At 45.0% G+C, this 21,073-nt stretch carries 24 protein-coding genes and 1 riboswitch; of the genes, 10 read left to right on the top strand and 14 right to left on the bottom strand.

The window, feature by feature from the left end; translation table 11 throughout:
* Positions 1 to 159 precede the first annotated feature (159 nt).
* The 4 genes from H8705_RS11045 to H8705_RS11030 form a co-directional block, all read right to left on the bottom strand.
* Positions 160 to 1,131, bottom strand: a complete 972-nt coding sequence (locus H8705_RS11045) for a sirohydrochlorin cobaltochelatase (protein WP_262395844.1) — start codon at positions 1,129 to 1,131, stop codon at positions 160 to 162.
* A gap of 160 nt (positions 1,132 to 1,291) precedes the next feature.
* Positions 1,292 to 1,471: riboswitch (cobalamin riboswitch) on the bottom strand.
* A 329-nt stretch (positions 1,472 to 1,800) separates the two neighbouring features.
* The gene (locus H8705_RS11040) at positions 1,801 to 2,001 is read right to left on the bottom strand and encodes a hypothetical protein (protein WP_262395843.1); all 201 of its coding nucleotides are present in this window, start codon (positions 1,999 to 2,001) and stop codon (positions 1,801 to 1,803) included.
* Positions 2,002 to 2,031: 30 nt separating this feature from the next.
* Positions 2,032 to 2,292: a GIY-YIG nuclease family protein gene (locus tag H8705_RS11035; RefSeq protein ID WP_262395841.1), complete on the bottom strand. Its 261-nt coding sequence runs from the start codon at positions 2,290 to 2,292 to the stop codon at positions 2,032 to 2,034.
* Positions 2,293 to 2,512: 220 nt separating this feature from the next.
* Positions 2,513 to 3,544, bottom strand: coding sequence for a LacI family DNA-binding transcriptional regulator (locus tag H8705_RS11030; RefSeq protein WP_262395840.1), 1,032 nt, complete (start codon positions 3,542 to 3,544; stop codon positions 2,513 to 2,515).
* A 219-nt stretch (positions 3,545 to 3,763) separates the two neighbouring features.
* Between H8705_RS11030 and H8705_RS11025 the strand changes: the two genes are divergently transcribed.
* Both H8705_RS11025 and H8705_RS11020 read left to right on the top strand, forming a co-directional pair.
* Positions 3,764 to 4,591 carry a sugar phosphate isomerase/epimerase family protein gene (locus H8705_RS11025; protein WP_262395839.1) on the top strand — a complete coding sequence of 276 codons (828 nt, stop codon included), beginning with the start codon at positions 3,764 to 3,766 and terminating at the stop codon, positions 4,589 to 4,591.
* Positions 4,581 to 5,057: a heme-degrading domain-containing protein gene (locus tag H8705_RS11020; protein ID WP_262395838.1), complete on the top strand. Its 477-nt coding sequence runs from the start codon at positions 4,581 to 4,583 to the stop codon at positions 5,055 to 5,057. The genes H8705_RS11025 and H8705_RS11020 overlap by 11 nt, the downstream gene beginning before the upstream one ends.
* Positions 5,058 to 5,142: 85 nt before the next feature.
* On the opposite strand, the gene H8705_RS11015 is transcribed toward H8705_RS11020, so the two are convergent.
* Positions 5,143 to 6,006, bottom strand: coding sequence for an NAD(P)-dependent oxidoreductase (locus tag H8705_RS11015; protein ID WP_262395837.1), 864 nt, complete (start codon positions 6,004 to 6,006; stop codon positions 5,143 to 5,145).
* On the opposite strand from H8705_RS11015, the gene H8705_RS11010 reads away from it, so the two are divergent.
* Positions 5,978 to 6,400, top strand: a complete 423-nt coding sequence (locus H8705_RS11010; protein ID WP_262395835.1) for a sugar phosphate isomerase/epimerase family protein — start codon at positions 5,978 to 5,980, stop codon at positions 6,398 to 6,400. The genes H8705_RS11015 and H8705_RS11010 overlap by 29 nt on opposite strands.
* Before the next feature lie 45 nt (positions 6,401 to 6,445).
* On the opposite strand, the gene H8705_RS11005 is transcribed toward H8705_RS11010, so the two are convergent.
* The gene (locus H8705_RS11005) at positions 6,446 to 8,068 is read right to left on the bottom strand and encodes a helix-turn-helix domain-containing protein (protein ID WP_262395834.1); all 1,623 of its coding nucleotides are present in this window, start codon (positions 8,066 to 8,068) and stop codon (positions 6,446 to 6,448) included.
* 746 nt (positions 8,069 to 8,814) lie between these two features.
* Positions 8,815 to 10,293: a ribosomal protection-like ABC-F family protein gene (gene abc-f, locus H8705_RS11000; protein WP_262395832.1), complete on the bottom strand. Its 1,479-nt coding sequence runs from the start codon at positions 10,291 to 10,293 to the stop codon at positions 8,815 to 8,817.
* Positions 10,294 to 10,659: 366 nt separating this feature from the next.
* Between abc-f and H8705_RS10995 the strand changes: the two genes are divergently transcribed.
* Positions 10,660 to 11,226 carry a TetR/AcrR family transcriptional regulator C-terminal domain-containing protein gene (locus H8705_RS10995; protein ID WP_392392087.1) on the top strand — a complete coding sequence of 189 codons (567 nt, stop codon included), beginning with the start codon at positions 10,660 to 10,662 and terminating at the stop codon, positions 11,224 to 11,226.
* 108 nt (positions 11,227 to 11,334) lie between these two features.
* The gene (fucO, locus tag H8705_RS10990; RefSeq protein ID WP_262395831.1) at positions 11,335 to 12,483 is read left to right on the top strand and encodes a lactaldehyde reductase; all 1,149 of its coding nucleotides are present in this window, start codon (positions 11,335 to 11,337) and stop codon (positions 12,481 to 12,483) included.
* Between the two features lie 49 nt (positions 12,484 to 12,532).
* On the opposite strand, the gene H8705_RS10985 is transcribed toward fucO, so the two are convergent.
* The 7 genes from H8705_RS10985 to H8705_RS10955 all read right to left on the bottom strand — a co-directional run bounded on the left by H8705_RS10985 (position 12,533) and on the right by H8705_RS10955 (position 16,112).
* Positions 12,533 to 12,685: a hypothetical protein gene (locus H8705_RS10985; RefSeq protein ID WP_262395830.1), complete on the bottom strand. Its 153-nt coding sequence runs from the start codon at positions 12,683 to 12,685 to the stop codon at positions 12,533 to 12,535.
* 61 nt (positions 12,686 to 12,746) lie between these two features.
* A complete protein-coding gene (locus tag H8705_RS10980) occupies positions 12,747 to 12,881 on the bottom strand; it encodes a hypothetical protein (protein WP_262395829.1) in 135 nt (44 codons plus the stop codon).
* 39 nt (positions 12,882 to 12,920) lie between these two features.
* Complete coding sequence (locus H8705_RS10975; protein WP_262395828.1) at positions 12,921 to 13,730, bottom strand: alpha/beta fold hydrolase; 810 nt, start codon at positions 13,728 to 13,730, stop codon at positions 12,921 to 12,923.
* 101 nt (positions 13,731 to 13,831) lie between these two features.
* Positions 13,832 to 14,881: a collagen-like protein gene (locus H8705_RS10970; protein WP_316248655.1), complete on the bottom strand. Its 1,050-nt coding sequence runs from the start codon at positions 14,879 to 14,881 to the stop codon at positions 13,832 to 13,834.
* Between the two features lie 138 nt (positions 14,882 to 15,019).
* Positions 15,020 to 15,583, bottom strand: coding sequence for an acetate uptake transporter (locus H8705_RS10965; RefSeq protein ID WP_262395827.1), 564 nt, complete (start codon positions 15,581 to 15,583; stop codon positions 15,020 to 15,022).
* Positions 15,584 to 15,742: 159 nt separating this feature from the next.
* Positions 15,743 to 15,931 (bottom strand): hypothetical protein, encoded by a 189-nt coding sequence (locus tag H8705_RS10960; protein ID WP_262395826.1) that lies wholly within the window; start codon positions 15,929 to 15,931, stop codon positions 15,743 to 15,745.
* A gap of 4 nt (positions 15,932 to 15,935) precedes the next feature.
* Entirely contained in the window at positions 15,936 to 16,112 is a 177-nt protein-coding gene (locus H8705_RS10955; RefSeq protein WP_262395825.1) for a hypothetical protein, read from the bottom strand.
* A gap of 915 nt (positions 16,113 to 17,027) precedes the next feature.
* Here H8705_RS10955 and H8705_RS10950 point away from each other — a divergent pair.
* The 5 genes from H8705_RS10950 to nagB all read left to right on the top strand — a co-directional run bounded on the left by H8705_RS10950 (position 17,028) and on the right by nagB (position 21,059).
* Complete coding sequence (locus tag H8705_RS10950; RefSeq protein ID WP_262395824.1) at positions 17,028 to 17,594, top strand: helix-turn-helix domain-containing protein; 567 nt, start codon at positions 17,028 to 17,030, stop codon at positions 17,592 to 17,594.
* Between the two features lie 175 nt (positions 17,595 to 17,769).
* Positions 17,770 to 18,507: an amidohydrolase family protein gene (locus H8705_RS10945; RefSeq protein WP_006876125.1), complete on the top strand. Its 738-nt coding sequence runs from the start codon at positions 17,770 to 17,772 to the stop codon at positions 18,505 to 18,507.
* 26 nt (positions 18,508 to 18,533) lie between these two features.
* Positions 18,534 to 19,262, top strand: a complete 729-nt coding sequence (locus tag H8705_RS10940) for an amidohydrolase family protein (protein ID WP_006876124.1) — start codon at positions 18,534 to 18,536, stop codon at positions 19,260 to 19,262.
* Positions 19,263 to 19,316: 54 nt separating this feature from the next.
* Positions 19,317 to 20,300 carry a carbohydrate kinase family protein gene (locus H8705_RS10935; protein WP_006876123.1) on the top strand — a complete coding sequence of 328 codons (984 nt, stop codon included), beginning with the start codon at positions 19,317 to 19,319 and terminating at the stop codon, positions 20,298 to 20,300.
* A gap of 12 nt (positions 20,301 to 20,312) precedes the next feature.
* On the top strand, positions 20,313 to 21,059 hold the full coding sequence (gene nagB / locus H8705_RS10930; protein WP_262395823.1) for a glucosamine-6-phosphate deaminase: 747 nt from the start codon (positions 20,313 to 20,315) through the stop codon (positions 21,057 to 21,059).
* Positions 21,060 to 21,073 lie beyond the last annotated feature (14 nt).

Genomic DNA, 21,073 nt, shown 5'->3' with positions numbered 1-21,073 from the left:
GAAAAATATAGCAATGCGGCTACCATCCAGCAGTCTTTCACAAACGGAGATATGGAAAGAGAAAAACGCCAAAACCTTTTTGTTTCGGTTCCAGCGTTTCCTCGTCCGCAAAATAAGACATTTAAATTTTGGGGGAGACAATCTAAAGGCCCGCCTATTTTACTCTGCCATTAATTTTTCCACATGCTGTACAAACATATTTTGGATGCCAGCGTATTGGCCTAGGCCTTCCAAAACGCATTGTACTTCAAAGCCTTCTTTTTCAAAAACACTCTTCCAAGAATCTTCCTCATCGCCTGCCATATCGTTGTTGGCGTGATCGCCGGCAACAATCATCAGCGGGAGAAGAACCACTTTTTGCGCCCCGGAATCTTTTACAAGAGCCAAAACGTCCTCCAGAGAAGGGGTCGCCTCTACGGTTCCAATGAAATAATTATTATAGCCGCCGTCAATCAGAAACTGCTGCAGTTTTGCATAGGTAGCGTTGGCTTCATGCTCTGTACCATGACCCATAAATACTATGGCTGTTTCTGGCACATTATATTCTTTGGTTTGTTCAGTGAGGATGGAAACTACTTCTTTATAATCGTCGTCGGAAATCAGAAGAGGATCACCAACCTTAAAACTATCAAACTTGTCCTCGTAAGGGGTAACCTCAGCAATTACATCGTCATATTCATAGCCATTCATAACGTGAGTAGGCTGGATAATTACCTCTTTGATGCCGTCGGCTACCAAGCGGTCCATTGCCTGGGTTACATTGTCGATCTCCAAACCGTCCCTCTCTTTGAGTTTGTCAATGATGATCTGGCTTGTAAAAGCGCGCCGGACTTCATATTCCGGATAAGCCGTCTGCAGGGCATTTTCGATGCTTCCAATAGACAGATCCCGGTTGTCGTTATAACTGGTTCCAAAGCTGACTACCAGCAGGACCTTCTTTCCAGTATCAGAGGAGCTATCCGCAGAAGAGGGGTCTTGGCTTTCCAGCGCGGAGTCAGAAACATCGGCGGCCCCGCTCTCATTAGAAGCGTCGGGGGCGGGCTGAGAAGTGTTGGAACAGCCTGCCATCGCCAAAAGAGACAAAGACAAAGCCAACAGCAGAGCAAGAAGTTTTTTCGTATTCTTTTTCATTTTTAGTCACCTTTCTTATTTTAAAATAAAAAACGTCTGCAAACAGGTTGCAGACGTTCATTTTAAACATAATAACAGGACATACCCAAAAAGAAGGGACGGTATGTCTCCACTATGTCCAATGACCCCGGTGTCCGCAGGGCTTGCACGCGCCGCTCAAAGTGCGGCAGAAAAACAGGCAAGTATTCTGACTTATTGCTTCATCCCCCTTGGGAATGTGTGATTCGGCGCCTTCCCAGAAATTCTTCCAGTGGCATCCGCCGCTTCACCAGCAAAACACAGCAACGGCCTTGTGCGGGACTTTCACCCGGCTTCCATAACCTGTTTTCTTATTAAATTCAAAGTCAGTATAGCTCACAGAAAACAATTTGTCAATGGGAGGGATGTTCACACCCGGCGCTGTATTTGGGTTGCCTTTCCATCTATTAGTCTTGTTTTATAAAAAACAGAGAAAGGCTGCTTGTATCCTAAAAGGGATACGGCAGCCTTTTCTATGGAAAATAAATTTTACGCAGGAATGATTTATCTATCAGCTTCTTTTTTAGAAGGAGTAAATTTATTGGCGTTTGTAAATCTGTGCAGGGCAGACTGGTCTTGCTTGAATATAGCCTTATTTTCGAGGTGTATTCTGCTGATAAAAACCGCCCGGTGGAAACCGGACGGTTTTTATCAAGGATTAGGGTTTCCTACGGAACCATCGCCTTTGAGTTCATGATACACTTTCTGATTTGGAGAACTAGTGCCGGCAATGATTGGGCGGACATGGGATTTTCCGTGCTTTGCCTTCCCTTGAATTTCAGGAACGGGAGCGGCGCTGTTTTTTGGCTGGGGATGCGTCCACTCCGGACGCGCCATTCCTTTTTTCGGCATACGATCACCTCAGGAATTAGTTTGCCCAGTTCATTCATGAGTATCACTTTTTTGTGCAGAGATCAGCATTATTTTTTCTGTACGGGTAAGGCGCTTGATCTGTGCTTCCCGGCGCATGGCGTCCTCTTTGGTGTCAAACATCTGGGAATACACCAGCTTCACAGGCAGACGGGATCGGGTGTATTTGGCGCCCTTCCCGGCATTATGGACTTCTATTCGTTTTTTCAAATCATTGGTCCAACCGGTATAAAATGTACCGTCAGCACACGCGAGGATATAAACGCAGTTCATAAATACTACCTCAACTCGTAGTTTTAAAATTTGCGGGTACAAAAAGCCGGCGCCGCAGAGAAACGGCATCGGCTTGCGTACCTGTTTTATTCTTTGTCAGCAAGCGGTCGATGCTATTGTTGCATCTCCGCAGATATTCGCAGTAAAGTGCAGACGGCCCGCCGTTTCAGTTCAATCGTTTATCACAGCCGCAAGAAAAGATACCGCTTTTTTATTCGTTTTATTTTGCCGGAGGCGGGGCTGTAGTGGAGCCGTTAAAAATATAGGAAGGAAGAATATATTTATGTTTAACAGCGGTCCTGGCGTTGTATTCGCCGTTCTCATTCTGATGAACAAAATCCATGATCGTAAGAGCGGCGACCTCTGCCATCTCCGAAAGGCGGCAGCCGGAGGAAGTCAGCTTTCTTCCTGGAATTTGACTGGAAGAGATGTCCAGAGTCATCAGGCTGATATTGTCCGGGATAGAAAGGCCAGCGCTGCCAAAACAATCGGCAACACCCCAGGCAAGGGACTCGTTGGAGCACAGTACCGCCGTCACCTCCGGATGGGAAGTCAGGATGGTCTGACCGATAGAACGCCCAGTCCAACGTTTGGTATTGCCTTCGATGATATAAGCGTCCTTGACCGGCAAGGAGCTGTCGGCCATGGCTTTCTCATATCCCATCTTTCCCTCATAAGCGCCGGAGGTGCCTTCAGGAAGATTGATAAACATAATATCTTTGTGCCCCAATTCCACCAGGTACCGTACCGCTTTATAGACGCTTTGAAAATCGTCCGAAATAATAGAATTTGGAAACGATTGAGACCAGCTGGAACAGCGATGGATTGCGAGCAAAGGGGTTTTGGTATCGGCAATTTCCGAAAGGAGATCGCCGCTTTTATCCAAAATAGACAAGAAAATAATACCCGCCACATTACCATCCAGGGATTTTAGAAAATTCTCCCCAGGGATTCCATCGCTGGTACAGATGATCGATAAAAACTGTTTTTTCGACAGGGTTTTTTGGATACCGCCGATAATTTCTACATACGTAGGATCGGCAATCCCCTCCACCACAATGGCGATGGACTTGGAAAGGTTGGAAGGAAGACTGACCTCTATGGGCTTGGCTTGATAATTCAATTTGCGCATAGTATCCAACACTCTTTGGGCCGTAGCAGGTTTAACATTTTGAGCACCCGCAATAACACGGGAAACCGTTGCTGTTGACACACCGCTGGTTTGCGCAATATCAGAAATAGTAACTTTCAAATATGAAAACCCCTTTTGATAAAAATACATTTTGTCTATTGGTATTGTACTATAATTTAATAAAAATAGCAAGAATATATCGAATATATTTGTCTAAAATACGGTAAAATGAGGAAAATGACAAATAAATTGATTATTTTCACATCATAAATTGACAATATTAGTGAAAAGATTTATAATAGCAACAACAAAATTGGGTACACGGAAGGAGTTTTAATTATGCTAAGTTTAGGGTGCTGTCTGCTCCTGCTGGCAAATGACCAGGATCGGCTGGGGGTCGGCGCGATTGATTTGGTAAAGGACAGCGGGTTTGATTATGCGGAGGTATCTCTCGCAAGAATTTATCCCCTGTCGGATCAGGAATTTGCGGATTATCTGAAAAAGTTTCAGGATGCGAAGCTGCCGGTGGAAGTATTCAACAACTCCTTTCCTATGGGGCTGAAAATTATCGGACCCCAGCGGGAAGAAAAGGTCATTGACGCCTATATCCAGCGTGCGGTCGCCTTGGCCAAGGCCATGGGTGTGGAAATTATTACTATGTGCGGACCGATTCGGGATATGGCTCCAGCGGACTTCAGTTGGGAAGAAGAGGGGATCGCTCAATATACCAACTTCCTGCAAAAATTTTCTGTCGCAGCGGCCGAAGAAGGGCTGACACTTGCTATTGAGCCGATCTGGGAAGCGGAACACGGCTGCGTCAATACGCTCAAACAGGCGCTGGAAATTATCCGGCCGATGAAAATGGACAACTTGAAATTAATGGTAGATTTGTTCCATATGGCTAAGCAGGGGGATGATTTTCAATATTTGCTGGATATCTGCAAGGATTGGGTTGTCCATGTACATTTTGCGGAAATCGAGGGAAGGGTATACCCCATTGAAGCTAATAAAAAGCAGTATGAAAATATCATCCGGCAGATGGTAGAACACGGATACCGGGGACGTATCAGCGTGGAAGCCCATGCTCCTAACATGAAACAGGATCTTCCTGCGGCATATACTGTGCTTTCAGAATGTGTAAAGGAGGCCGTAGAAAATGGAAAATAATACGATAAAACAGCAGCTGGAACATGTCATTCGGGAGGAAGAGGAGCTGGTATTTGACAGCTTTACCGCTAAGGACGCCTTCGCTATCGGCGGAGCGCTTATTGCCCGAGCTGAAAAAGAGGGAAAGAAAATCACTGTAGGCATTTCCCTTTATCGGCGCAATGTATTTTACGCCTCAATGGATGGCTGTACTCCGGATAATGACAGCTGGCTTCGAAAAAAAGAAAATACGGTTAACCATTTTTACAAAAGCAGCCATCGGGTAGCGCTGGAAGCCAAGGCGGGCGGCTACGATTTGTACGAAGAGTTCCAGCTCAGCCGGCAGGATGTTGTCCCTGCGGGCGGTGCATTTCCCATTAAAATCAATGGTATGGGGATAGTGGGGGTTATTGCGCTGAGCGGGATGCAGTCCCATGAGGACCATGGCTATGTGGCAGACGCGATTCGAGAATATACAAAGAAATAAAACCTTATTTTGGGTACATAAATAGGACGGGGAGAAAACTTATTGGTTTTCTCCCCGTCCTATTTAAATTTAAGAAGAAAATATCTTAGTTTTCCGCCACTTTTACAGTAGCCCAAATATCTTCGGCCGGATATTTGTCCATCGCTTCGGAGAAGGCGGCGGAGATGCCCGCGGATCCAGGCATTTTAACATCCAGCTCTTTTCCCAGACACAGGGATAGTTTCATATCCTTATCCAGAATAGACAGGGGATTGTTTGTTCCGGTAAACGTACGGGTTTTAATATTCTGGGCGGCAATTTGGAACAAAACGCTGCTTGCCGGACTGTTGTCCAGCAGGCGGTACAGCTCCTCCATATCGATATGACATTTTTCCCCTAAGGCCATAACTTCAGACGCTTGCTCAAACGTGAAACTGAAGAAGGTTTGCAGGCAGGTTTTCGCCATCTGCCCCTGACCGGGGAGTTCGCCCATAAAATAAAGCTCTTCGCTCATGTCATCCAGCAGGGAACGCCATTTTTCCAAGACGGATTTTTTGGCGCCGAGGATTATATGCATATCCCCGGACAGGGCGCTCTCACAGGATGCCATCAGAGGAGCGTCGATAAAATCAATCCCCTGAGCGGCGAGCCTGGGCGCCGCCTGTTCGCATACGTCCTTCCCGACGGATGCGGTTACCACTACCACGCTGCCGGGTTTTAAAGTATCCGCCAGCTTTCCGCTGCCAAACAATACATCTTCCATCTGCTGGGCGTTAAATACCATTAAAATAACCGCATCCGCCCGGCTTCCTACCTGGGCGCAATGCTCCAAGCCCTGTCCGCCTTTTTCCGTAAGCAGCTTGGAACGGGCTGGGTTGATGTCATAACCGATAACGTCATACCCCTTGTTCAAAAGGTTGGCAGCGATGCTAAGGCCCATCATGCCAAGACCTACAATCCCAACTGTCATTATGTATACCTCATCTTCCTATCTGGCCGTGGAAGCTATTGATTTGTATGAGACCAACTATGTCAACAGCTGTGAAGAAGTGTTGGACTGGATCGACCGGATCGGCAGCGATCATATATTGGTACACCTGGATACCTTTCATATGAATATTACGGAACCGGATATGGAAGCGGCCATTCTTAAATGTGGGGAGAAACTGGGGCATCTGCATCTGGCGGACAACAACCGAAATTATCCTGGTTGGGGGCATATCGACTTCAAAGGGATAATAAAAGCGTTGGACACGGTAAATTATACCGGCGCCAGTGTAATCGAATGTTTTCAGGTGCCGGATGGACGAACTGCCGCCTTGCGGGGGCTCCACTATCTTCGTGATTTGGAAAAGCAGTTATAAAGCGGCATAAAAGAGAAAAGAGGCCCTTGGGGCCTCTTTTTTTCTTTAGGTTTCGGAGGATTTTTCCGGGGGTTCTTTGGAGGCGATGTAAATACGATATTCGCTGGGAGTCATGGAGGTCATCTTTTTAAACAGCTTGGTAAAGTATTTTTCATCGTCATACCCCACTTCAAAGGAAATATCCCGGATGCGGTGGTTGGTTTCCACAATCAGTTCCTGAGCTTTTTTGATACGGATCTCATTGAGATAACTTACCATTCCCATGCCAAAAGTCTCTTTGAATTTTCTGCTGAGATATTCTTTGCTGATGTGGAACAGAGCGGAATATTCTGCCTGATTAAATTTTTGCTTGTAATTTACCTCCAGATAATCAGCAACCTCATAAATCACATTTTCTGAATGGTTGGCGCTGTGAATTTCATCACTGAGGTGGTACAGCTCTTCCGCCAATAGTTCACACATGCGCTCCTTTGAAAATCGGTTGTCCTCATCCAATACAAGCGGATATGAGAAGGGAAGGGATTCTTCATGAGCAAAATGAAGATATCTTTTTGAAAAATAGGATACCCACTCCTCATATAACCGGCGAAAATAAAAATAGGTATTTTTAATGAGATAAAAGGGAATTTCCTTTTTAGGAAGAACTTCGCCTATCCATTCCGCTACAGAATCTTTGATGCCATTTTTTTCTCCGATCAGAAGTGCGGAAAACATCTTGTTTTCCAAAGGTAAAATAGAACTGAGTTCCAACAAACCAAATTCTGGCTGGTAAGAAAGGATACGCCCGCTTTTACTAGAACAGTCCGCTTCCCCAAAAGCAAGCTCCGCTTCTTGACAGGCTTCTTTAAGCTGGTCGGGAAAAGATTTTCGCTGGCTTTGTCCGAGATACAGAGGAAAAGAAGTTTCCTCGTGCATCTTTTTTAAGTTGTCGTATATCATCTTAAAAGCGGTTTCAAACTCCCGATAAATTAAAATAAGCACTCCATTGGGATCCTGCGGTTTATAAAAAAAGGAACCCAAAGCGTTGTTTTCCAAATCTATTCGGATATGATCCATCAACGTGTGCAGTGCTTCAGAAAATTCTGGAGAGTGAGTAGGATAAAAAAACAGATCAAAGTAGAGTACAAGACATTCTTTGGCGTCGGCAAAGTTGAAATTTAAACGGGAAAGCTCCGCGTAGGCGGATTCAAAAGTATCCTCTGCCAGAAGTTTGGGAAAGAGGAACCGCTGATGCTGTAAAGAAAGAGTATCGATTTGAAGCTGGAGATCCTTGTCCCGCAGCGCTTTCTGATGTTCCAAATTCCAGGCGTCCACCGCTTTTTTTACCGCCGAGATCAACCTATCCCTTTCCAGCGGCTTTAATAAATAATCCACACTGCCTTTCAGGAGCATGGTGCGAACAAAATCGAAATCGCTGTGACCAGAGACCGCGATTACCTTTGTAGCATATTTATTAGCAGAGATATAATCCATAAACTCTAAACCAGTTTGACTATTAATAATAATATCGGCAATAGCGATTTCGGGTTTTTGTTCCTGAAGACATTTTTTTGCCTGCGCCACACTGTTGGCAGTAAGCACTTGATTAATCCCCAATTCCTCCCAAGGAACCAGAAGACGTATAGCGTCAATTACATGATGTTCATCGTCCACAATTAATGCTTTCATTCAAAATACCCCCCTTAAGAAAAAATGCTTTGGGAAAATAGGTCGGAAAATGACAATCTCTGTGGGATAGAATTAATACTGTTCCTATATCGGCGGCGTAACCACTTGTCGGAGGCGGCGCCCTTACCGCTATTCTCAATAGACGGCAGAGCCACGGGAGTCACATGGCCTGGGAAGCTCCAATATCTAGCACAAATCAGCCAAAAAGAAACCGCTTACATAACAGCCGGCAAAATCCAGCCTAGCAGCGCCGAAAAGAATATTTTCAATAACGGCGGAACGATTTAAATAGATCAGGTTATGCCAGATGAGAGTTTCTCTGCGACAAGCCTTGATTTTATCCGTATCGGCACATATTTGCTCTTTTTAACATGATACCATGGAAATCCATGATATCAACCCTTTTTGTCAGAAACTTGAGATATTTTATTATATCATAAAGAATTTATAAAGTAAAATTAATGAAATCTTAATACTCCGGCGTGCTAAAGGTACAAGGTCCGATATCGAAAAGTATAGGTACAATAAAAGAAAGCTTGTTGGATATCTTTAAATTTTCGCTGCCGGGGAAACTGAAATTTCCAACATCTATCAGAAGAGATGATCTTTATTGTGAGAGTCGGCGAAAGAAGCGGTTAGTCTGGAGGAACTTAACCTATTGAAAACGGATCACAAAAGGGGCAAAGCTTTCGGATATGTGGTCAAAAAACTGCGAAATAAAAAACAGGCCCGCGCGGGCCTGTTTTTTATTCAAGCTGTATTTTTTTCGTAGCCACTTTATCCACAAATGTTCGGTCATGCTCCACAAACAGCATGGTAGGACGATGGCGCAAAATCAAATCTTCTATCTGAATACGGGAGAGCACGTCAATAAAATTCAGCGGTTCGTCCCAGAGATACAAATGGGCCTGCTGGCACAGGCTTTTGGCAATCAAAACTTTTTTCTTTTGGCCGCCGCTGAAATCTTCCATCTTTTTTTCAAATTGTATTCGCGGGAAATCCAATTTGCGCAATATCGCCTTGAACAGGCTTTCATCCAGTCGATTTTCTTTAGCAAAGGCGCTGAGATCCCCTGACAGGAAAGAGGTATCCTGAGATACCGTTGACACGACAAGCCCGCTTGCCAAGGTGACTACTCCTGTATAAGAGATATTGTCTTTACAGAGCAGTTTGAGAATACTGGATTTTCCACTTCCGTTTTTACCGCATAATGCGATCCGGTCCCCTGGATTTATACAAAAACTCACCCCCTGACACACGGGATATTCCCCGTACGTCACGGCAAGATCAGAAATATCTACCAGCCGTTTAGCGTGATGGATAAGCGGATTGATCGCCAGACTGTCGGCGGAGTCAATATTGTGCAGAAGCTGTTGTTTTTCTTCTGCCGCTTTTTCTTTGCGGAGCTGAGCCGCCTTAGAGCGCTTCATCATTTTGGCCGCCTTGTGGCCGATAAAGCCCCGGTCCGGGCGCAGACCGGAATTGCGGGAACCGATTTTTGTTTTTTCCACCTGATCCGACCAGCGAGAAGTGCGCTTGGCCGATTCTTCCAAACGGCGGATATCCTTTTTCAGCCGCTGATTTTCCGCTAATTCAAAATGATCCTGGAACGCCTTGTTCTGTTCCCAGGTGGAGAAATTGCCCTTCTGGACCTCGATATTGGTTTTGTTGATAGACAATACATGGTCGATACACTGATCCAGAAACCATCGGTCATGGGAAACTAGGATAAATCCTTTTTTTCCTTTTAAATAGTTTGCCACAACTTCCCTTGCCTGCATATCCAGATGGTTGGTCGGTTCATCAATAAGAAGAAAATGACCAGGGTTTAAAAAGAGGGCGGCCAAAAGGACTTTCGTTTGCTCCCCCTGACTTAAGGTGAAATAGGGACGATAGAGAACCTCCTCGTCCACGTTTAATAAATTCAGCTCCCGTATCAGCTCCCAAAGCTGAAAATCGGCAATTTCTTCCAATATTTCTATCACAGGAAGGGAAACATCCGGTACTGGGTAGGGAAAATAGTCAAATAGGGTAGGGGCGGAAATTTTCCCCTGATACTCCCATTTTCCCAACAATAGGTGTAAAAAGGTGGTCTTTCCCCGGCCGTTACGGCCTATAAATCCCAGTTTCCAATCGGTATCCAGCTGGAAAGAGACGTTTTCAAATATGTTATCGTAGCTTTTGTCATAACAAAAGCTCAAGTTGGCTACATCGATTAAAGCCATATGGCATCACCTCCGTGAAAATAAAAAAGGCCGCGGGAAAGTTAGTTTTCCCACAGCTTAAAAAGCACAGAGGACGCCTTAAAAACCCCCTCCGCTATCCATCTAAAGCTTATAAAAACACAACTTTCCTGCCGACGTCCAAAACAAAATCACGACAAAAGAAAGCCGTGCTCTTATTTTTTCGTCTTATCCGTATTTCTACTTGCAGGTAAAATTGCGCATCTTTTCAGCTCCAAACTTGTTAAATTACGGGTACATCATAGCATTCGGGATAGTTTCTGTCAAGAAAATTTTATTTTTGTGTTTCTCTTGCCTATCAAGCTGTGGTAGAATAGAACTAAGGATAGAAAAAAGGAGGGGTGCTTTGTGCAGGCCGGAGAAAAGATAAAATACCGTCTGGCGGAATCCATCAAAGGATTGATGGAAACCACACCGCTGGACAAAATTACGGTAAAAGAGATCGTATCGCAGGCGCATACCACCCGCCAGACCTTTTACCGAAATTTTAAAGATAAATATGACCTGGTGAATTGGTATTTTGATAAATTGGCCCAAAAGTCTTTTAAACAGATGGGTGTCAGCTATACTCTGCGGGAAGGGCTGATTAAAAAGTTTAATTTTATCAAGGCGGAACGGGGATTTTTTTCGGAAGCTTTCCGTTCGGATGATTACAACTCCCTTTTTGCTTACGACTACGAATGTATTTTGGAATTTTATACTGAGATTATTAAAAAAAAGACAGGCGGACCATTGGAGGAAGAGATTGCGTTTTTGCTTCGGATGTACTGCCGGGGGTCGATTTATATGACGGTGGAATGGGCCACTGGAGGGATGAAACTAGCTCCGGAAGAGATTGCCGGATTGTTGGTGGAGGCATTACCTCCGAGGCTTGGGGAACTGCTGTCCGATTTGCGTCCACAGGCAGAGGCCTAATTTATTGGATGATGTTACACTCAGAGCAAGTTGTCACTTGCAATTCTGTGTGGAATGTTGTTATAATTTTATCAAAGGACTAAAATTATCAAGTAAGGAGTGGAAAACATGGCAAATCGGTTCGTTTTAAATGAGACGTCGTATCATGGCGCCGGGGCAGTGAAGGAGATCGCCACAGAGGTGAAAAATAGGGGCTTGCACAAGGCGTTTATCTGTTCCGATCCAGACCTCATTAAATTCAACGTTACAAAAAAGGTGACGGATGTGCTTGATGGGGCTGCTCTGAACTATGAGGTTTATTCCAATATCAAACCCAACCCCACGATTGAAAACGTACAGACCGGCGTACAGGCGTATAAAAAATCTGGGGCGGATTATATTATTGCTGTGGGCGGGGGTTCCTCCATGGATACCGCTAAAGCGATTGGTATTATCATCAACAATCCGCAGCATGAAGATGTGCGCAGCCTGGAAGGCGCGGTGGTGACCCAAAAACCAAGCGTTCCCATCATTGCGGTCCCTACGACCGCAGGTACTGCGGCGGAAGTTACCATCAACTATGTAATTACTGATGTGGAGAAAAATCGTAAATTTGTGTGTGTTGATCCCCATGATATCCCGGTAGTGGCGATTATCGATCCGGAAATGATGGCCAGCATGCCGAAAGGTCTTACCGCCTCCACGGGGATGGACGCGTTAACTCACGCTATTGAAGGCTATATTACGAAAGGCGCCTGGGAGCTTTCCGATATGTTCCATCTGAAAGCCATTGAAATTATTGCCAGATCTTTGCGGGGCGCAGTAGACAATACCCCCGAAGGCCGGGAAGGGATGGCTCTTGGCCAGTATGTAGCGGGCATGGGCTTCTCTAATGTAGGCTTGGGTATCGTTCATTCTATGGCTCATCCTTTGGGTGCGCTGTATGATACTCCCCATGGCGTTGCCAATGCAATTCTGCTGCCTACCGTAATGGAATATAATGCTCCGGCTACAGGGGATAAGTATAAATATATCGCTGCAGCTATGGGCGTAAAAGATACGGAAAATATGTCCCAAGAACAATACCGTAAAGCTGCGGTTGACGCTGTAAAACAGTTGTCCAAGGATGTGGGGATTCCAGAAGATCTTAAAGAGATCGTAAAAGAAAAGGATGTGCAGTTCCTTTCAGAATCCGCCTATGCAGACGCTTGCCGTCCGGGAAATCCGAGAGATACCAGCGTAGAAGAAATCGCCGCCTTATATCGTTCTCTGCTGTAAGATGAATTAAAAAAACGTCCCGCCTTTTACAAAAGGCGGGACGCTTTTTTTAATCAGTATGTTCATCATCGGCTCGAGCTACCAAAATATCGCCGGCATTGGGGCTGTTAATAAATACTAGCGGGATAATGGAGGCGGCCAGTAAAATCACAACCAGCCCTAAAATAACGCTGTTGATGTTGGTTGGAGTGTCAGCCAGCATGGTATGCCCTCCTTACATGTGGATTAACCCAGTATATGCTGGCAATGAGGTTTGTGCTCATTCAATTTTGAGAACCATTTTTTGGATAGGCCACCAACACCACGTCGCTGCCAGTTTGAGCTTTAATTTTTGTTTCCGCTTCCTTAATGATAATTACCGCTTCATTGGTAAGCTGGGCATAATCGTTTTCAGACATAAAATCACCTCAGGATTAGACTGCCCAAGACCATAGGAATTATTTTTCCAGGAAGGATAGAAAATATTGGTTGAAACTTTCCAGCTCATCATAGAAAATTCCATGGCCGCTGTTTTCAAAGGCATAAAGCAACGAGTTCTCAATTTCCTTATGCTGTATCAGACCTAATTCAAAAGGAACGATCATATCCTTCATTCCATGAAAAATAGCAGTAGGGACGCAAACTTTTTTTAAATCTTCCCGGCCGTCTTCCTCCCGCAAAGCGATGGCGGTTTGTATCGTAGCAATAGGGGAGGCCGCAAGACTAATCTCTTTCAGCCAATCCAATACCTGTGGACTTTTTGGACTGACAAAAAGCTTTTGAGTAAAGTCAGCGGCAAATTTTGGCCGGTCGCTTTTTATTTGACAGATCAGCTGATCAATATCTTGTTTGGAATTTCCATAAGGAAAATCACAGCGCTTTGTGAAACTGGGCGCGGCTGCGGCCAGTAGTATCAGTTTGCTTACGCCATAGCCGTTATAGAGTCCCATGTACCTTAACACGATAGCTCCGCCCATAGAAAAGCCTGCCAAGACAAAATTGCTTAAATTTAAACGGCTGACTACGTGATATAAGTCGGTAGCCATCTGGTTATAAGAATATCCCCAGGTAGGGGCATCTGATTTGCCAAATCCCCGCAAGTCAAGAGTAACTACCCGCCATCCTTGCTCCACCAAGAGATTTTTTTGATATTCATATATTTTGTTATTCAGCGGCCAACCATGTACCATTACGATTGCTCTTTTAGATTTGCAGCTCAAATCTTCTACTGCAATTTTTACGTTATTATCCGATTTAACAAAAAGCATAATAAAACCTCCCGTCTTATAGTATGTAAAGGAAAAAAATTTGGTCCTTTTATGGAAAAAGGCCGCTTAAAAAAGCGGCCTTTTTATAGTAAGAGGAGCAATTACATAGTTCTTCTCAGCTTGAAAATAACTATGGAAAGAGCTCCTTCAGAACTTGGAGCACTGCTGTTAAAAGTTAAATTAAACACAGTTTGAACAGGAACCTCAATAATAAACGATTTTGAGCCAGAGGCGCTGGAACGCCCGGCTCCGGTCATGAAGTAAACGCCATATTCAAGATGGGGCGTGCCGTTATAATAGGGCGTAACCTGCATATAGGCGGATTCTGAAAATAAAACGGACACGTCATAAAAAATGGAATATATTCCTGGGGCCAGTGTAATACGGGTGGGGTCGGACAATACAATATTACCAGTGGGGTCCGACACTCCAATTCCCATGGGAATCAATGAAGCATTTTGAAATTGCGCGGCGAAATTCAGAAAAGAAGCGAATACATCCTCAGGAATTGGAGGAACCGGCCCTGTCGCACCTGTGACCCCGGTAGCTCCCGTTGGTCCCGTGGAGCCTGTGGCTCCTGTCGCCCCGGTGGGACCGGTAGGTCCCGTTATCCCAGTAGCCCCGGTGGGACCGGCAGGACCAGTGACGCTCATTCCCGCAGGGCCGGTCGCTCCAGTGGGACCGGCAGGGCCAGTTATCCCGGTAACCCCCGTGGGACCGGCAGGACCAGTGACGCTCATTCCCGCAGGGCCAGTCGCTCCGGTAGGGCCGGCAGGTCCAGTTATCCCGGTAGCCCCGGTGGGACCGGCAGGGCCAGTGACGCTCATTCCCGCAGGACCGGTCGCTCCGGTAGGGCCGGCAGGTCCAGTTATCCCAGTAGCCCCCGTGGGACCGGCAGGGCCAGTGACGCTCATTCCCGCAGGACCGGTCGCTCCGGTAGGGCCGGCAGGTCCAGTTATCCCGGTAGCCCCCGTGGGACCGGCAGGGCCAGTGACGCTCATTCCCGCAGGACCGGTCGCTCCAGTGGGACCGGCAGGGCCAGTAGGGCCGGTAGCCCCCCTGGGCCCGGTAGGCCCCCAAGGAGGAAAAGGGGGAGGGGATGGCGGTGGACAGCAGCATCCATGAAATATATTATTCGTATATTTATTCATAATCTGAACAACCTCCAGTGAAACGATAAAATTCGTTTTTCCATTATATTCGGAGAAAAGCGGAGGGGTTCAGCATAAAATAAAAGCGGGAAATTCTCTTGGGGTTGAGAATTTCCCGCTTTTATTTTTAAGAGAGAGTTAGAGTGGCATAATGGTTTTTTTAAATTCATGGTTGACAACCTGGCCCATGCTGTTATAAATTGCGGATGCACCGCAAAAAATACCAACCCAGCCAGCAGCCGTTTTTATACTATGTATCCCGGTGAAATCGCCGAGAGATAATAGTAAAAACAATAAAGTAAGAGAAAAGAATACAACTTGTGTTGCGCGATTGTGTTTTAATGTTCCAATAAACATAAAACAGGTAAAAATGGCCCAAAGCAGAAGATAAAATCCCATACTCAACTCATCGGCAGAGCCGATGTTTTCAAAGGGTGAAATCCAGATTGCAATCAGCGACCACCAGAAAAATCCATACGCGGTAAATGCAGTAGCGCCGAAGGTGTTGCCTTTAATAAATTCCATGATCCCGGCGACAATCTGGGCCGCTCCGCCTAAAGCAAAGCCCATAGCGACAATAACAATCGATAGCGGAATAAGATTTGCGTTATGCAAATTAAGCAGGATTGTAGTCATACCAAATCCTAAAAGCCCTAAAGGAGAAGGATTAGCAATAGACATCTCTTTTTTTTCCGTTACCATAATTCCTCCAATTATTTACTTGTTTTTTCAATGATTTTATGAAATACTACCATGAAAAGGCGGGACGTGCAAGCAATCATACATAAACGGGAGTTTTTATGCGAAAAAAGGGAGGAAATCCTGCAAAAATATGGACAAATGCCGGGAAGTGATCAAATTTTAAAAAGGCCTTTGGAAATATTGATTTTTTAATTTTTCTCCGTAACTGCACAAGGACGGCATGTTCTTAATCTGATCTGGAATTTGGTTTAATTGGCGCTGCACCTCTTTGAGGAGGGAAGAGAAGTAACAATGGGCCTTGCCGCTGTCGGTAATTAACTGATAAAGATCCTGGTACTGAAATTTCATACGCTTACCTCCCGTGCTGCGGATCATCCCAGCGCTTTTCCTGTTTTTCAATCAGTTCAACACATGATAAAAGTTCGTTTAAACTATTTATTGGTCGCTTCAGCTCCAAAATATGATTTTTTATGTGGATAGGCAGACATTCAAAATATACCTGAAGCTGCGGGTTAATATTTTTTAGCATACAATCACCTCTTGGTTTAGTATTCATTTTGGAAAGAAGAACATACATGAAAAAAGAAAAAATTCCCACAGTTTTCTGTGGGAATTTTTTCTTGTGTTTCTTGTTCATGATCCTGCGTTTCAAGCTTGTAAAGACGGTGTCTGCCTCTGCCGCATTTTCACATACAAACCCCCTATGGATAATTTTAAGAGGGAAGCTAAAATTTATTTCCATAGGGGAAATACTGCCCTTTGAAGTGAAAATGAACAACACCGAATTTCTAGCAGATACGCAAGGCATCCCGAAAATTTGCACTTCCTGCACAGTTTCCGAATGTTTTCTCATAGAATAATCGGCACATATGTGGATTCCAAAACCCTATAAAATACCACATGAGCCATACACACTTACAGCTTATCGGTTACTCGCATTTTTATTTTACACCCTATCAAATACAACGGTCAATACTATATATAGTATATCATGAACGAATTTAACAACTTCTTTACAGATGTTGTATTAATAAAGTGATTTTAACAGAAAAGTGAAAGATTAAAAATTAATTTTAAGTTAAAATTATGTCTCTTAATCTCAATATATACAGATAAAAAGTTAAAAAACGAGAAGAAAATTTACTTTTAATTAATTTTTGTGAATAAGAAAATAGTATTGACAAATAAAACTCGCCGAGTATAATGTAAATAGAAGAAAAAACAGGAGAATAACGTATATTTTATACAAAAAATAAGATTTTTATTAGTAAAATAATTACATGGTTCACTTGTGTAAGTTAATTATTTAGAAAAAATTTAATTATTAATTAAATTTTTAAAAAGTTTAACAGCCGCCAGAAGTTTGCCAACGCGCTTGGAAAATTTTTGACGGTGGGCATAGTTGAAATCCAATGTCCGTCTTTGACAGAAAGGTTGCTAAAAGATGAGCCAATTGGGCATGAACATTAAGGCCGAGAGGAAAAGGCAAAATATTTCCCTTCAGGAGCTGGCGAGCCGGGTGCAGGTTTCTACCAGTTTTCTTTCTCAGATTGAAAACGGGAAAAACGAACCCTCCCTGACCACCCTAAAGCGGATTTCCACCTGCCTTGGGGTAACGGTAAGCAAACTTTTAGGGGAGGATGAATCCGTACGCCTGATGATGATCAAAAAGGAAAGCCGACACAGGCTGACCAACCTGGGCGACGGATTGGAAATTGAGTTTATTTCCGCCTTTGACCCGGCGCAGGTAATGGAAGCCTGCATCCATGTACTTACCCCCGACGGTCAGTCGGGAAAAGTTCCTTATACCCATGCGGGGCAGGAGATTTTCTTTGTGTTAGAGGGCAGGATCAAGTTAAATGTGGATGATGAAGTGATGGAGATGGAGGAGGGAGATTCTTATTATCTTACCGACTGCTCCAAATCTCATTATTTCTTCAACGCTTCTACTGAGGAAACGGCGCGGGTATTATGCGTCACCAATCCACCTTATTTTTATTGCTGCAACTAACGGGAGATCGGGCCGGTAAAGGTGAATAATTCAGAAACAATGAAGTTTCGTGACAGAAGAAAAATCTGCCGCGCAGTATTTTTGCACCCTTTTTTAAGAGGAATGTTTCTGAAACCCTTTGGAATAATCCGGTTTGTGAGGCCCGCTGGAATGATAGAAAAACGGGAGGTAACTTATGGGTAAAATAGTTAACGCACACGTGCATTTTGGTCTTCCATGGGGGCCGTCCCCCCATTTAGATGTGAGCTATACGCCGGAGACTTTGCTTCGGGATATGGACCGGGACGGGGTGGATATGTCGATTATTCTGCCTTTTATTTTTAATTACGATATGGAATGGCACGCCCGCTGTGCGAGGGAACATCCCGATAGGCTGATCGCTTATGCAATGTTCAATCCCTGGCGGCACCCCGCTATTAAAGATGATATCCGGCGCTGGCGGGATTGGGGAATCCGAGGAATAAAGCTGCGTGCATCCAACGAAGCGTTTAATTTAAACAGCTTTGATCTGCTTACAGATTGTTTCGAAACCTGTCAGGAATTAAATATGATCCTGATGGTACATACGGGAGACGACGTCAACTCCGCTCCGCTGCAGGTAGAAGAGGTGCTGCGGTATTTCCCAAAACTGACGGTTTCCATTGCCCATGCAGGTTTCCGTAACGTAGCGGACGACGCTATCCGGGTGGCTCAAAGAAATAAAAATGTTATCCTGGATCAAACGGCAGCCTCCTCTCAGCAGCTGAGGGATGCCTTAGCCGCCATCGAGCCGGAAAGGATTATTTGGGGAAGCGACAGTCCGTATATGGATGAGCGGGTGGAGCTGGAGAAAATCCGAGTAGGGGTAGAGGATCCGAAAATTAGAGAGATGATCCTAGGAGAAAATGTTTTAAACATCCTGGGGATAAAATAAGTCAGGCAGAAGGGAGAAAATTTCCTATGATTATCGATTGCCATAACCACATTGGAGAACCTTGGGGAACCAGGGACCGGCAGACGCCGCAGGAACTGCTTCACAGAATGGATCGGGCAGGGATCGATATGGCGGTAGTATTTCCGTTTCGCTATGAAAATTATGATAACCGCTATACCTATGAAGCGGTAAAAGCGCATCCGGATCGTTTTATCGGATTTGCTATGGCGGCTCCGTGGGTGCGCCCAGGAATTAAAGAAACCCTTCGCAGAGAAATCGAGGAATACGGATTTAAGGGGATTAAAATTCATGCAAACGCCCACAGCTTTAAAATGACGGCGGTGATCACCCTGGCGGATATTTTTGACGTAGCCCGGGAATATGATCTTCCGGTGATCGCCTATTCCGGTGACGAACTGGTAGCGGTGCCCCATACCTTTATTCCCATTGCTCAGGCTTATCCAGACGTTAAAATTATCATGGCCCATTCCGGGTTTATGCAGAATACGCCGGAAGCTATTTCTGTAGCGAAGCAATGCCCCAATATTTATTTGGCTCATGAATCCGGAATTTCCGGAGGCCTGGGACAGAGCGTACGGGAATTAGGAGCCGAACGGGTGCTGATGGGGACGGACAGCCCTTATTGGGATTTCGAAGTCCAGTTGAAAAAAATAGAGGTGGCGGTTCCCGACGAACAGGACCGTCAAAAGATAAAAGGCGGGAATATTGCCAAAATACTTAAATTAAACCTGTAATATTGGGGGTAGACGGGCGATGAGCAAGGACGCTTCTATTGCCTGAAAAAAACTATGTATGATATCTGTGCAATCGGAGAACTGATTATAGATTTTACGCCTGTAGGCGTCACCGAGCAAGGGACCCCTTTGTTTGCCTGTAATCCCGGCGGCGCGCCAGGCAATGTAATGGCCTGTCTTTCCCGGCTGGGAAAATCCGCGGCGTTTATTGGAAAGGTAGGAAAGGATCAGTTCGGGAGCTTTTTTAAACAAGTCCTCGGAGGGCAGGGGATGGAAACCCGCGGAATTATTGAGGCGGAGGACGCCAACACTACTCTGGCGTTTGTACATATTAATGAGAGCGGAGACCGTTCCTTCAGTTTTTATCGTAAAAACTGCGCGGACATTCTTTTACAGGAGAGTGAGATAGATTACGGTTTGCTGGAAGAATCCCGAGCCTTTCATTTTGGGTCGGTATCCATGACAGACGAACCTGCCCGTTCCGCTACCTTTGCTGCTGCGGCTTATGCAAAAAACGCAGGAAAACTGGTAAGCTACGATCCTAACTACCGCCCAAACTTATGGATGCAGAAAGAACAGGCTAAAGCGGCGATGCTGCAGGGGATGGAATATGCCGATGTAGTTAAGGTTTCAGAAGAAGAACTGGCGTTTTTGACAGGGGAAGGCAATATTAAGAAAATGGGACGTTCCCTTTGCCATGAATATGATCTTTCCATCCTGCTTGTTACTATGGGATGTAAGGGCGCTTGTTGTATTACCAAGGAATTTGCTATCTATCAGCCCACATTTGATGTAAAGACGGTGGATACCAACGGTGCGGGAGATGCCTCTATGGGAGGATTCCTGTTTAGCCTGATGGAGCAGCAGATCAATCCCAAAGACATCACGCAACAGGAAGCAAGGATCTGTCTGGAGTTTGCTAATGCCACCGGCGCTTTGGCAACTACCAAAAGCGGCGCTATTCCGGCGATGCCCTCCTATGAAGAAGTACTAAACTGTATTTCCCGGCAGAAGCGGTGCGCAGCAGTGCTTTCTTAAAGGAGGGAAAAAATGAAAGTAAAAGTATTCCAGGACGCTCAGTCTATCGCCGAGTACACGGCAGATCAGATCCAAAAGTTGATGAAACGTAAACCAGAATGTGTACTGGGTTTGGCGACAGGCTCTACGCCGGTGCCAACCTATAGGGAAATGATTAAACGGTATGAACAAGGAAAATTGGATTTTTCCCAAGTGAAAACCTACAATTTGGATGAATATTTAGGGCTTTCAAAAGAAAATAGTCAAAGTTTTTATTATTTTATGTGGGAAAACCTGTTTTCTAAGATCAATATTCTCAAAGAAAACACCCACCTTCCGTCCGGAACAGAAGCGGATATGGAAAGCTATTGCAAAGTATATGAAAAACAAGTGGAGCAAAGCGGGGGAATAGACCTTCAGCTGTTGGGGATCGGAAACAATGGGCATATTGGCTTTAACGAGCCGGAAGAAAATTTTTCTCAGCATGTACATATCGTGTCCCTCACGCAGGAGACAATTCAGGCGAATAAACGCTTTTTTGAAAATGTCCAACAGGTTCCGCGCAAAGCAATAACCATGGGGATTGAGACGATTATGAAAGCGGAGAAGATTATTCTGATCGCTACAGGAAAGGCCAAAGCTAAGGCAGTCTATGATACGATCAGCGGTCCGGTGACTCCCTGGTGTCCAGCGTCAATTTTACAGCGGCACAAAGACGCCGAGATATTGTTAGATTTAGAGGCGGCCGCCCTTTTGAAAGATGAAAACATCAACTGTTAAGACGATGGAGGTAT

The organism is Youxingia wuxianensis (assembly GCF_014385085.1).
GTDB lineage: Bacteria > Bacillota > Clostridia > Oscillospirales > Ruminococcaceae > Youxingia > Youxingia wuxianensis.
Note: the sequence above shows the minus strand (reverse complement) of the source record. Positions and strands in the feature narration are given on the sequence as shown.

Excerpts from the sequence above, each read along its gene's own strand:
- H8705_RS11045 (WP_262395844.1), bottom strand. The coding sequence starts at position 1,131 with ATGAAAAAGAATACGAAAAAACTTCTTGCTCTGCTGTTGGCTTTGTCT.
- H8705_RS11040 (WP_262395843.1), bottom strand. The coding sequence starts at position 2,001 with ATGCCGAAAAAAGGAATGGCGCGTCCGGAGTGGACGCATCCCCAGCCA.
- H8705_RS11035 (WP_262395841.1), bottom strand. The coding sequence starts at position 2,292 with ATGAACTGCGTTTATATCCTCGCGTGTGCTGACGGTACATTTTATACC.
- H8705_RS11025 (WP_262395839.1), top strand. The coding sequence starts at position 3,764 with ATGCTAAGTTTAGGGTGCTGTCTGCTCCTGCTGGCAAATGACCAGGAT.
- H8705_RS11020 (WP_262395838.1), top strand. The coding sequence starts at position 4,581 with ATGGAAAATAATACGATAAAACAGCAGCTGGAACATGTCATTCGGGAG.
- H8705_RS11010 (WP_262395835.1), top strand. The coding sequence starts at position 5,978 with ATGCCAAGACCTACAATCCCAACTGTCATTATGTATACCTCATCTTCC.
- H8705_RS11015 (WP_262395837.1), bottom strand. The coding sequence starts at position 6,006 with ATGACAGTTGGGATTGTAGGTCTTGGCATGATGGGCCTTAGCATCGCT.
- H8705_RS11005 (WP_262395834.1), bottom strand. The coding sequence starts at position 8,068 with ATGAAAGCATTAATTGTGGACGATGAACATCATGTAATTGACGCTATA.
- abc-f (WP_262395832.1), bottom strand. The coding sequence starts at position 10,293 with ATGGCTTTAATCGATGTAGCCAACTTGAGCTTTTGTTATGACAAAAGC.
- fucO (WP_262395831.1), top strand. The coding sequence starts at position 11,335 with ATGGCAAATCGGTTCGTTTTAAATGAGACGTCGTATCATGGCGCCGGG.
- H8705_RS10985 (WP_262395830.1), bottom strand. The coding sequence starts at position 12,685 with ATGCTGGCTGACACTCCAACCAACATCAACAGCGTTATTTTAGGGCTG.
- H8705_RS10980 (WP_262395829.1), bottom strand. The coding sequence starts at position 12,881 with ATGTCTGAAAACGATTATGCCCAGCTTACCAATGAAGCGGTAATTATC.
- H8705_RS10975 (WP_262395828.1), bottom strand. The coding sequence starts at position 13,730 with ATGCTTTTTGTTAAATCGGATAATAACGTAAAAATTGCAGTAGAAGAT.
- H8705_RS10970 (WP_316248655.1), bottom strand. The coding sequence starts at position 14,881 with ATGAATAAATATACGAATAATATATTTCATGGATGCTGCTGTCCACCG.
- H8705_RS10965 (WP_262395827.1), bottom strand. The coding sequence starts at position 15,583 with ATGGTAACGGAAAAAAAAGAGATGTCTATTGCTAATCCTTCTCCTTTA.
- H8705_RS10960 (WP_262395826.1), bottom strand. The coding sequence starts at position 15,931 with ATGAAATTTCAGTACCAGGATCTTTATCAGTTAATTACCGACAGCGGC.
- H8705_RS10955 (WP_262395825.1), bottom strand. The coding sequence starts at position 16,112 with ATGCTAAAAAATATTAACCCGCAGCTTCAGGTATATTTTGAATGTCTG.
- H8705_RS10950 (WP_262395824.1), top strand. The coding sequence starts at position 17,028 with ATGAGCCAATTGGGCATGAACATTAAGGCCGAGAGGAAAAGGCAAAAT.
- H8705_RS10945 (WP_006876125.1), top strand. The coding sequence starts at position 17,770 with ATGGGTAAAATAGTTAACGCACACGTGCATTTTGGTCTTCCATGGGGG.
- H8705_RS10940 (WP_006876124.1), top strand. The coding sequence starts at position 18,534 with ATGATTATCGATTGCCATAACCACATTGGAGAACCTTGGGGAACCAGG.
- H8705_RS10935 (WP_006876123.1), top strand. The coding sequence starts at position 19,317 with ATGTATGATATCTGTGCAATCGGAGAACTGATTATAGATTTTACGCCT.
- nagB (WP_262395823.1), top strand. The coding sequence starts at position 20,313 with ATGAAAGTAAAAGTATTCCAGGACGCTCAGTCTATCGCCGAGTACACG.